The organism is Enterobacter sp. C6 (genome assembly GCF_008122455.1).
Taxonomy (GTDB): Bacteria; Pseudomonadota; Gammaproteobacteria; order Enterobacterales; family Enterobacteriaceae; genus Enterobacter; species Enterobacter pseudoroggenkampii.
In genome coordinates this window covers 61088-71292 of sequence record NZ_QPFW01000242.1, presented here as the reverse complement: position 1 = coordinate 71292, position 10205 = coordinate 61088, and the positions used below count along the sequence as shown (strand labels likewise).

The following is a 10205-nucleotide window of genomic DNA, read 5'->3' as shown; positions in this document are numbered from 1 at the left end:
GAGGGCGAATGACGCAGCTTACGGCAGGTAAACCCGAACCGCTCGGGGCGAGTTTTGACGGGAAGGGGGTCAATTTCACCCTCTTTTCCGCTCACGCCGAGCGGGTAGAACTGTGCGTGTTTGACGGGGAAGGTAACGAGCACCGTTACGATTTACCCGCGCGCACGGGGGATACCTGGCACGGCTACCTGGCCGGAGGGCGGACAGGCTTGCACTATGGCTTTCGCGTACACGGTCCGTGGGATCCGGCGCAGGGTCACTGGTTTAATCCGGCGAAGCTGTTGATTGACCCGTGCGCGCACCGCGTGGACGGCGAATTTAAAGACGACCCGCTCTTCCACGTGGGTTACGGCGATCCCGACCACCGCGACAGCGCGCCCGTCGCGCCAAGAAGCGTGGTGGTGAACGATCTTTATGACTGGGAAGACGATGCCCCGCCGCAGACGCCGTGGGGCCATACCGTCATCTATGAAGCCCACGTCAAAGGGCTGACGTACCTGCACCCGTCGATCCCCAAAGAGATGCGGGGCACCTATAAGGCGATCGGGCATCCCACCATGATCGCCTACCTGAAGCACCTCGGCATCACCGCCCTGGAACTGCTCCCCGTCGCCCATTTTGCCAGCGAGCCGCGCCTGCAGCGGCTGGGGCTTAGCAACTACTGGGGCTACAACCCGCTGGCGATGTTCGCGCTTGAGCCACGCTATGCCGCTCATCCGGAAAAGGCGCGGGACGAGTTTCGCGATGCGGTGAAGGCGCTTCATACGGCGGGCATTGAGGTCATTCTGGACGTCGTGCTGAACCACAGTGCCGAAAGCGATCTCGACGGTCCGACGCTCTCCATGCGCGGAATTGATAACCGTAGCTATTATTGGATCAGGCAGGATGGCGATTATGAGAACTGGACCGGCTGCGGTAACACGCTCAATCTCAGCCATCCGGCGGTCACGCATTTTGCTTATGAATGCCTGAAATACTGGGTGGAAACGTTCCACGTCGACGGTTTTCGTTTCGACCTGGCGCCCGTGATGGGGCGCACGCCGGCGTTCAGCCAGCAGGCGCCGCTGTTTGAGGCGATAAAAAATTGTCCGGTGCTCTCGCAGGTGAAGCTCATTGCCGAGCCGTGGGACATCGGAGAAGGCGGTTATCAGGTCGGGAATTTCCCGCCGCTGTTTGCCGAGTGGAACGACCACTACCGCGACGCCGTACGCCGCTTCTGGCTGGAGCGGAATCTGTCGCTCGGGGAGTTTGCCGGACGCTTTGCCGCTTCAAGCGATCTCTTTAAGCGTGACGGCAAACGCCCGTCGGCCACCGTCAATCTGTTGACGGCGCACGACGGTTTTACCCTCAGGGACTGCGTTTGTTTCAATCAGAAACACAATGAGGCAAACGGCGAAGAGAATCGCGATGGCACTAACAATAACCATAGCTTTAATCATGGTATAGAAGGGTTAGGCGGAAGTCTGGACGTGATAGAGCGGCGACGCGCCAGCGTACATGCGCTGCTGACAACGCTTTTATTGTCGCAGGGCACGCCGATGCTGCTGGCAGGCGATGAACACGGCCACAGCCAGCACGGTAACAACAATGCGTATTGCCAGGACAACACGTTAACCTGGCTCGACTGGGGTGAAGCGAACAGCGGGCTGATTCATTTTACCGCTGCGCTGATCCATCTTCGCCAGCAGATCCCCGCGCTGACCGCCGACCGCTGGTGGGAAGAGGGTGACGGCAACGTTCGCTGGCTGAATCAAGACGCGCAACCGTTAAGCGCGCAAGAGTGGCAACACGGCGTACCACGCCTGCAAATCCTGCTGTCGGATAAATGGCTGGTCACGCTGAACGCGACGGATGACGTCGCAGAGATTGTTTTACCTGAAGGGGAATGGCGAGCTGTTCCCCCCTTTGCCGGAGTGGATAATCCGGTAGTAATGGCTGTCTGGCACGGGCCTGCGCACGGAGTGTGCGTATTCCAAAGATGATAAAAAAGGAGTTAGTCATGGTTAGATTAGAGAAGAACGATCCCTTAATGTTGGCACGCCAGCTACCATTAAAAACGGTTGCCCTGATACTTGCGGGTGGGCGTGGTACCCGTCTGAAAGATTTGACCATCAAGCGCGCCAAACCGGCTGTTCACTTTGGTGGTAAGTTCCGCATCATCGACTTTGCGCTCTCCAACTGCCTGAACTCGGGCATTCGCCGTATTGGCGTCATAACGCAGTATCAGTCGCACACGCTGGTTCAGCATATCCAGCGCGGCTGGTCATTCTTCAGCGAAGAGATGAACGAGTTTGTCGATCTCCTCCCTGCGCAGCAGCGCGTTCACGGCGAGAACTGGTATCGCGGGACGGCGGATGCGGTGACCCAGAACCTCGACATCATTCGTCGCTATAACGCGGAATACATCGTGATCCTCGCCGGGGACCATATCTACAAGCAAGATTACTCCCACATGCTCATCGACCACGTCGAAAAAGGGGCGCGCTGCACCGTGGCGTGTCTGCCTGTGCCCGTTGCTGAAGCGACGGCGTTTGGCGTCATGCACGTGGATGCCGACGACAAAATTATCGACTTCGTTGAAAAACCGGCGAACCCGCCAACCATGCCGGGCGATGACACCAAATCGCTTGCCAGCATGGGGATCTACATCTTTGATGCAGAATATCTTTATGAGCTGCTGGAAGAAGACGACAAAGACGAAAACTCCAGCCACGACTTCGGTAAAGACATCATTCCGAAAATCACGAAAGCTGGCATGGCGTATGCACATCCTTTCCCGCTGTCCTGCGTGCAGTCCGACCCGAATGCGGAACCTTACTGGCGCGACGTGGGAACCCTGGAGGCGTACTGGAAAGCGAACCTCGACCTGGCGTCGGTCACGCCTGAGCTGGATATGTACGACCAGAACTGGCCGATTCGTACCCATATGGAGTCGCTGCCGCCAGCCAAGTTCGTGCAGGACCGCTCCGGCAGCCACGGTATGACGCTGAACTCGCTGGTGTCCGGCGGGTGCATTATTTCAGGCTCGGTGGTGGTGCAGTCGGTGCTGTTCCCCCGCGTGCGGATAAATTCATTCTGTAATATCGATTCGGCAGTCTTGTTGCCGGATGTCTGGGTAGGGCGCTCGTGTCGTCTGCGTCGCTGCGTGATCGACCGTGCCTGCGTCATCCCTGAAGGGATGGTGATTGGGGAGAATGCGGAAGAAGACGCGCGTCGTTTCTATCGTTCGGAAGAGGGGATCGTGTTAGTCACACGGGAAATGTTGCGGAAGCTGCAGATCAAACAGGAGCGATGATGCAGGTTTTACACGTATGTTCTGAGATGTTCCCGTTGTTGAAAACGGGCGGTCTGGCAGATGTTTTGGGTGCATTACCGGCAGCGCAAATCGCCGGAGGCGTGGATACCCGAGTCCTGCTGCCCGCCTTTCCGGATATCCGGCGTGGTATACCCGATGCAAAAGTGGTGACCCGCCGTGAGACCTTCGCCGGACGCATCACTCTGCTGTTTGGACATTACAATGGCGTAGGGATTTACCTGATCGACGCGCCGCACTTATACGATCGACCGGGCAGCCCGTATCACGATACGAACCTGTTCGCTTATACCGACAACGTGCTGCGCTTTGCGCTGCTCGGCTGGGTCGGCGCAGAAATGGCGACGGGGCTGGATCCGTTCTGGCGCCCGGATGTGGTGCACGCGCACGACTGGCACGCCGGGCTTGCCCCGGCGTATCTCGCCGCGCGCGGCCATCCGGCCAAATCGGTCTTTACCGTGCACAATCTGGCGTATCAGGGGATGTACTATGCCCATCACATGAGTGAAATCGATCTGCCATTATCGTTCTATAACATGCACGGGCTGGAATTTAACGGGCAGATCTCGTTCCTGAAAGCCGGGCTGTACTACGCCGATCACATCACGGCGGTGAGCCCAACCTACGCGCGTGAGATCACCCAGCCGGCGTTTGGCTACGGTATGGAAGGGTTGCTGCAGCAGCGCCATCGCGAAGGCCGCCTGTCGGGCATTCTGAACGGCGTGGACGAACAGATCTGGAGCCCGGAAACCGATCTCCTGCTGGCGGCGCGCTATGGCCGTGATTCCGTGGAAGACAAAGCGGAAAACAAACGCCAGCTGCAGATTGCGATGGGCCTGAAGGTTAACGACAAAGTGCCGCTGTTCGCGGTGGTCAGCCGCCTGACCAGCCAGAAAGGGCTGGATCTGGTGCTGGAGGCGCTGCCCGGTTTACTGGAGCAGGGCGGACAGCTGGCGCTGCTCGGCGCGGGCGACCCGGTGCTGCAGGAAGGTTTCCTTGCCGCCGCCGCGGAACACCCGGGGCAGGTAGGCGTGCAGATTGGCTACCACGAAGCGTTCTCGCACCGCATTATGGGCGGCGCGGACGTCATTCTGGTGCCAAGCCGTTTCGAACCCTGCGGCCTGACGCAGCTGTACGGCCTGAAATACGGCACCCTGCCGCTGGTACGCCGCACGGGCGGACTGGCGGATACCGTATCCGACAGCTCTCTGGAAAACCTGGCGGACGGTATCGCCAGCGGGTTTGTCTTTGAGGACAGTAATGCCTGGTCGCTGCTTCGGGCGATTCGGCGTGCTTTCGTCTTGTGGTCCCGTCCATCGCTGTGGCGTTACGTACAACGTCAGGCGATGTCCATGGACTTTAGCTGGCACGTCGCGGCGCAGTCATACCGCGATCTCTATCAACGCTTGATGTAACGAGGCGAAGTTACTGATATGAACGCTCCATTTAGCTACTCTTCACCCACGCTCAGCGTTGAGGCGTTAAAGCACTCCATCGCCTACAAGCTGATGTTCACCATCGGGAAAGATCCGGTTATTGCCAACAAGCACGAGTGGCTGAACGCCACCCTGTTTGCCGTGCGTGACCGCTTAGTTGAACGCTGGCTGCGCTCAAACCGCGCCCAGCTCTCGCAGGAGACGCGTCAGGTTTACTACCTGTCGATGGAATTTTTGATTGGCCGCACGCTGTCCAATGCGCTGTTGTCGCTCGGTATTTATGACGACGTCAAAACCGCACTGGAAGAGATGGGGTTAGATTTAGAAGAACTGATCGACGAAGAGAACGACCCGGGCCTCGGTAACGGCGGTCTGGGACGTCTCGCCGCCTGCTTCCTCGACTCGCTGGCGACGCTGGCGCTGCCGGGCCGCGGCTACGGTATTCGCTACGATTACGGCATGTTCAAGCAGAACATCGTCGACGGGCGTCAGAAAGAGTCCCCGGACTACTGGCTGGAGTACGGCAACCCGTGGGAGTTTAAGCGCCACAACACGCGCTACAAGGTGCGCTTTGGCGGACGTATTCAGCAGGAAGGGAAAAAATCCCGCTGGGTAGAAACGGAAGAGATCCTGGCCGTGGCCTACGACCAGATTATCCCCGGCTACGACACCGACGCCACCAACACGCTGCGCCTGTGGAGCGCCCAGGCCAGTAGCGAAATTAACCTCGGTAAATTTAACCAGGGGGATTACTTCGCGGCGGTGGAGGATAAAAACCACTCCGAGAACGTGTCCCGCGTGCTGTACCCGGATGACTCGACCTACTCGGGCCGCGAGCTGCGCCTGCGTCAGGAGTATTTCCTCGTTTCGGCGACCATTCAGGACATCCTCAGCCGCCACCATCAGCTGCACAAAACCTACGCCAACCTGGCGGAGAAAACCGCGATCCACCTTAATGACACTCACCCGGTGCTCTCTATTCCGGAGCTGATGCGCCTGCTGATCGACGAGCATAAGTTCAGCTGGGACGACGCCTTTGAGGTGACCTGCCAGGTGTTCTCGTACACCAACCACACGCTGATGAGCGAAGCGCTGGAAACGTGGCCGGTGGACATGCTCGGCAAAATCCTGCCGCGCCATCTGCAGATTATCTTTGAGATTAACGACTACTTCCTCAAGACGCTGCAGGAGCAGTATCCGAACGATACCGGCCTGCTGAGCCGCGCGTCCATCATTGATGAGTCGAACGGTCGTCGCGTGCGCATGGCCTGGCTGGCGGTTGTCATCAGCCACAAGGTCAACGGCGTGTCCGAGCTCCACTCGAACCTGATGGTGCAGTCGCTGTTTGCGGACTTTGCGAAGATCTTCCCGACGCGCTTCTGCAACGTGACCAACGGCGTCACCCCGCGCCGCTGGCTGGCGCTGGCCAACCAGCCGCTCTCTGAGGTGCTGGACGAGAATATCGGCCGCACCTGGCGTACCGATTTGAGCCAGCTGAGCGAGCTGGAACAGCATATAGATTTCCCGACGGTGAACAAAGCCGTGCGCGAAGCCAAGCTGCTGAACAAAAAGCGTCTGGCGGTCTGGCTGGCGATGCACCTCAACGTGGTGGCAAACCCGAAAGCGCTGTTCGACGTGCAGATCAAACGCATCCACGAATACAAGCGTCAACTGATGAACGTGCTGCACGTGATCACCCATTACAACCGCATCAAGGCCGATCCGACGGCCGAATGGGTGCCGCGCGTGAAGATTTTCGCCGGTAAGGCGGCGTCGGCCTACTACATGGCGAAGCACATTATTCATCTCATCAACGACGTGGCGAAGGTGGTTAACCAGGATCCGGACATTGGCGACAAGCTGAAGGTGGTGTTCATTCCAAACTACAGCGTCAGCCTGGCGCAGCTGATTATTCCGGCGGCGGATCTCTCTGAACAGATTTCCACGGCGGGGACGGAAGCATCCGGCACCAGTAACATGAAGTTTGCCCTTAACGGCGCGCTGACCATCGGTACGCTTGACGGGGCGAACGTCGAGATGCTGGAGCATGTGGGCGAAGACAATATCTTTATCTTCGGTAATACGACGGAAGAGGTGGAGGCGCTACGCAGAAAAGGCTACTCGCCACGTCAATATTACGAAGGGGATGAAGAGTTACGCCAGGTGCTGACGCAGATCGCGACCGGCGTGTTTAGCCCGGATGAACCGAGCCGCTACCGCGATCTGGTGGATTCGCTGATTAACTTTGGCGATCACTATCAGGTGCTGGCGGATTATCGCAGCTATGTGGACTGTCAGGACAAGGTGGACGAACTGTATCGCCAGCCGGAGAAGTGGACCAGCGCCGCGATGTACAACATCGCCAATATGGGCTATTTCTCGTCTGACAGGACCATCAAGGAGTATGCCGAGACGATCTGGCATATTGATCCGGTGAGGTTATAAAAGCAAAACGGCAACCTCGGTTGCCGTTTTTAGTGTTTGTTCCCTCTCCCTGTGGGAGAGGGTCAGGGTGAGGGCATCAGCCCGCACCGATCGCATTAAGACGCCAGCGACAGCTCACGCTTTCCCGCATGTTGCAGTAACCACTGCGCCACGCGAGACTGCTGTTCGGCGTTGAGCCACATCCCTTCTTTGGTACGGCGCCAGATAGCATCGTCCAGACGACGCACCCATTCGTGCTCAACCAGGTAACGCAGCTCGGCTTCGTACAGCTCGTGGCCGAAATGCTCGCCCAGATCCGCAATGTCCTTCGCATCGCCCAGGAACAGCTCGGTATTGCTGCCGTAGGTGCGGGCATAGTGGCGCGCCATCCCTTCTGTGATGAACGGGAAGCGACGGCGCAGCTTCGCGGCGTAATCATCGCGGTTACCGCCGATATCACCGCCGGGCAGCACCGCGCCTTTGGTCCATGCCGGGCCAATGCCTTTGTAGTACGGCGCCAGTTTTTCCAGCGCGTGCTCGGCCAGCTTGCGGTAGGTGGTCAGCTTGCCGCCAAACACGGACAGCAGCGGCGCCTGACCGTCTACGTCGTGAATATCGAGCGTATAGTCACGAGTGATGGCCTGCGGAGAGTCAGACTCGTCATCGCACAGCGGACGTACGCCGGAGTAGGTCCAGACCACGTCGTCGCGTGACAGCTGTTTCTTAAAGTGCGCGTTATACACTTTGAGCAGGTAGTTCACTTCGCTCTCGTCGATCTCGACGTTCTTCGGATCGCCTTTGTACTCCACGTCGGTGGTGCCGATGATCGAGAACTCGTCCATCCACGGGATCACAAACACGATGCGCTTGTCTTCGTTCTGCAGAATGTAAGCCTGCTTCTGGGTATGCACGCGCGGCACCACAATGTGGCTGCCCTTGATCAGGCGGATGCCGTACGGCGAAGGCAGATGCATGCCGTCGTCGAAGAACTGCTTCACCCACGGGCCGGTAGCGTTCACCAGGCCGCGCGCTTTCCAGCTGAATTTCTCGCCGGTATCGATGTCTTCCGCGTCCACAATCCACAGGCCGTTTTCACGACGGGCAGCGGTCGCGCGAGTGCGGGTTTTCACCTCGCCGCCTTTCTTCTCAACCATCTGCGCGTTCGCCAGCACCAGGCGGGCATCGTCCACCCAGCAGTCGGAATATTCGAATCCGCGCACGATTTCAGGCTTAAGGACCGATTCTGAGCCAAAACGCAAACCTTTCGAACCCGGGAGGCTGGTGCGTTTACCCAGATGATCGTACATAAACAGACCAATTCGGATCATCCACGCCGGACGCAGATGCGGGCGATGGGGCAGGCGGAAGCGCATCGGAATCGCCAGATGCGGGGCCATTTTCAGCAGCACTTCACGTTCGGCCAGCGCTTCACTGACCAGGCGGAATTCGTAGTGTTCCAGGTAGCGCAGGCCACCGTGAATCAGTTTGGAGCTGGCGGACGACGTCGCGCAGGCGAGATCGTTAGCTTCCAGCATCAGTACGGATAAACCGCGTCCTGCGGCATCGACCGCAATACCGGCACCGTTGATGCCACCGCCTATCACAATCAGATCTTTGGTTTCCATAACACCCTCATGCACTTTCGTTAAAGCTCAGAAATGTTCGATATCGCTCATAATAGCAAAGGAACGCGCTTTTGGTAACATCAAAAAAACAATTTAGAGTGATATGGATAACATAATGGCGTTTACCCGCCGCCAGGACGTACACTACGGGGTAAAATCTTGTCGTTGACCACTGTAAAGAGAACACCATGGATCAGTTTGAATGTATTAACGTAGAAGAAGCCCACCAGAAGATGCACCAGGGAAAAGCGGTGCTGGTGGACATCCGCGATCCGCAGAGTTTTGCGATGGGCCATACGCCGGGCGCGTTCCATCTCACCAACGACACGCTGGGCGCGTTTATGCGCGATAACGACTTCGACACGCCAGTGATGGTCATGTGCTATCACGGCAACAGCAGCAAAGGCGCGGCGCAGTACCTGCTTCAGCAGGGTTACGACGCGGTTTACAGCGTCGATGGCGGTTTCGATGCCTGGCATCGTCATTTCCCGGCGGAAGTGGAATACGCTTTTGAGCGCTGATCCCGCTATACTGTCCCCTTTTGTGTGGAAATAAGCGACCGCTGCCCATGTTGATGATCACCTCTTTTACCAACCCGCGCGTCGCCCAGGCGTTTGTCGACTATATGGCGACGCAGGGCGTTATTCTGACTATTCAGCAACATACGCAGACCGACGTCTGGCTGGCCGATGAGAGCCAGGCCGGGCGGGTAAACGAGGAGCTGGCGCGTTTTCTTGAGAACCCTGGCGACCCGCGCTATCTGGCGGCAAGCTGGCAGTCCGGCCAGACCGGCAGCGGATTGCACTACAGCCGCTTTCCCTTCATCGCCACCATTCGCGAGCGCGCGGGCCCGTTTACGCTGCTGCTGATGGCGGCCTGCATCATTGTCTTCATTATCATGAACGTGGTCGGCGACCAGAGCGTGATGATTGCCCTGGCGTGGCCCTATGATCCGTCACTTGAGTTTGACGTCTGGCGCTACTTTAGCCACGCGCTGATGCACTTCTCGGTGATGCATATCCTCTTTAACCTGCTCTGGTGGTGGTATCTCGGCGGTGCCGTTGAAAAGCGTCTGGGCAGCGGCAAGCTGATCGTTATCACCCTTATCAGCGCCCTGCTGAGCGGCTACGTGCAGCACAAGTTCAGCGGGCCGTGGTTCGGCGGGCAATCGGGCGTTGTGTATGCCCTGATGGGCTACGTCTGGCTTCGCGGGGAGCGCGACCCGGAAAGCGGCATCTATCTGCAACGCGGATTAATAACCTTTGCGTTAATATGGCTAATTGCCGGATGGTTTGATCTGTTTGGTATGTCTATCGCCAACGGTGCGCACGTCGCCGGGCTGGCCGTGGGGCTGGCGATGGCGTTTGCCGACACGCTCCATGCGCGAAAACGAACATAATTCTCAGG

Annotated in this window: 7 protein-coding genes; 6 read left to right on the top strand and 1 reads right to left on the bottom strand. The window is 58.1% G+C overall.

The annotated features are described in order from the left end of the window. Positions 1 to 8 precede the first annotated feature (8 nt). The 4 genes from glgX to glgP are packed head-to-tail and all read left to right on the top strand — an operon-like array spanning position 9 to position 7194. Positions 9 to 1982, top strand: a complete 1974-nt coding sequence (glgX, locus tag DOU50_RS18480) for a glycogen debranching protein GlgX (protein WP_148769884.1) — start codon at positions 9 to 11, stop codon at positions 1980 to 1982. Positions 1983 to 1999: 17 nt separating this feature from the next. After that, positions 2000 to 3295, top strand: a complete 1296-nt coding sequence (gene glgC, locus DOU50_RS18475) for a glucose-1-phosphate adenylyltransferase (protein ID WP_032648303.1) — start codon at positions 2000 to 2002, stop codon at positions 3293 to 3295. Beyond that, positions 3295 to 4728, top strand: a complete 1434-nt coding sequence (gene glgA / locus DOU50_RS18470) for a glycogen synthase GlgA (RefSeq protein WP_024908888.1) — start codon at positions 3295 to 3297, stop codon at positions 4726 to 4728. Before glgC ends, glgA begins: the two co-directional genes overlap by 1 nt. Positions 4729 to 4746: 18 nt before the next feature. Further along, complete coding sequence (gene glgP / locus DOU50_RS18465; protein ID WP_032648304.1) at positions 4747 to 7194, top strand: glycogen phosphorylase; 2448 nt, start codon at positions 4747 to 4749, stop codon at positions 7192 to 7194. 95 nt (positions 7195 to 7289) lie between these two features. Here the strand turns inward: glgP and glpD are convergent, their stop codons facing one another. Next, positions 7290 to 8798: a glycerol-3-phosphate dehydrogenase gene (gene glpD, locus DOU50_RS18460; RefSeq protein ID WP_148769883.1), complete on the bottom strand. Its 1509-nt coding sequence runs from the start codon at positions 8796 to 8798 to the stop codon at positions 7290 to 7292. 188 nt (positions 8799 to 8986) lie between these two features. On the opposite strand from glpD, the gene glpE reads away from it, so the two are divergent. Together glpE and glpG are read left to right on the top strand one after the other, a co-directional pair. Next, the gene (gene glpE / locus DOU50_RS18455) at positions 8987 to 9319 is read left to right on the top strand and encodes a thiosulfate sulfurtransferase GlpE (protein WP_008503062.1); all 333 of its coding nucleotides are present in this window, start codon (positions 8987 to 8989) and stop codon (positions 9317 to 9319) included. Positions 9320 to 9366: 47 nt separating this feature from the next. Continuing rightward, complete coding sequence (gene glpG / locus DOU50_RS18450; RefSeq protein ID WP_148769882.1) at positions 9367 to 10197, top strand: rhomboid family intramembrane serine protease GlpG; 831 nt, start codon at positions 9367 to 9369, stop codon at positions 10195 to 10197. Positions 10198 to 10205: the final 8 nt, after the last annotated feature.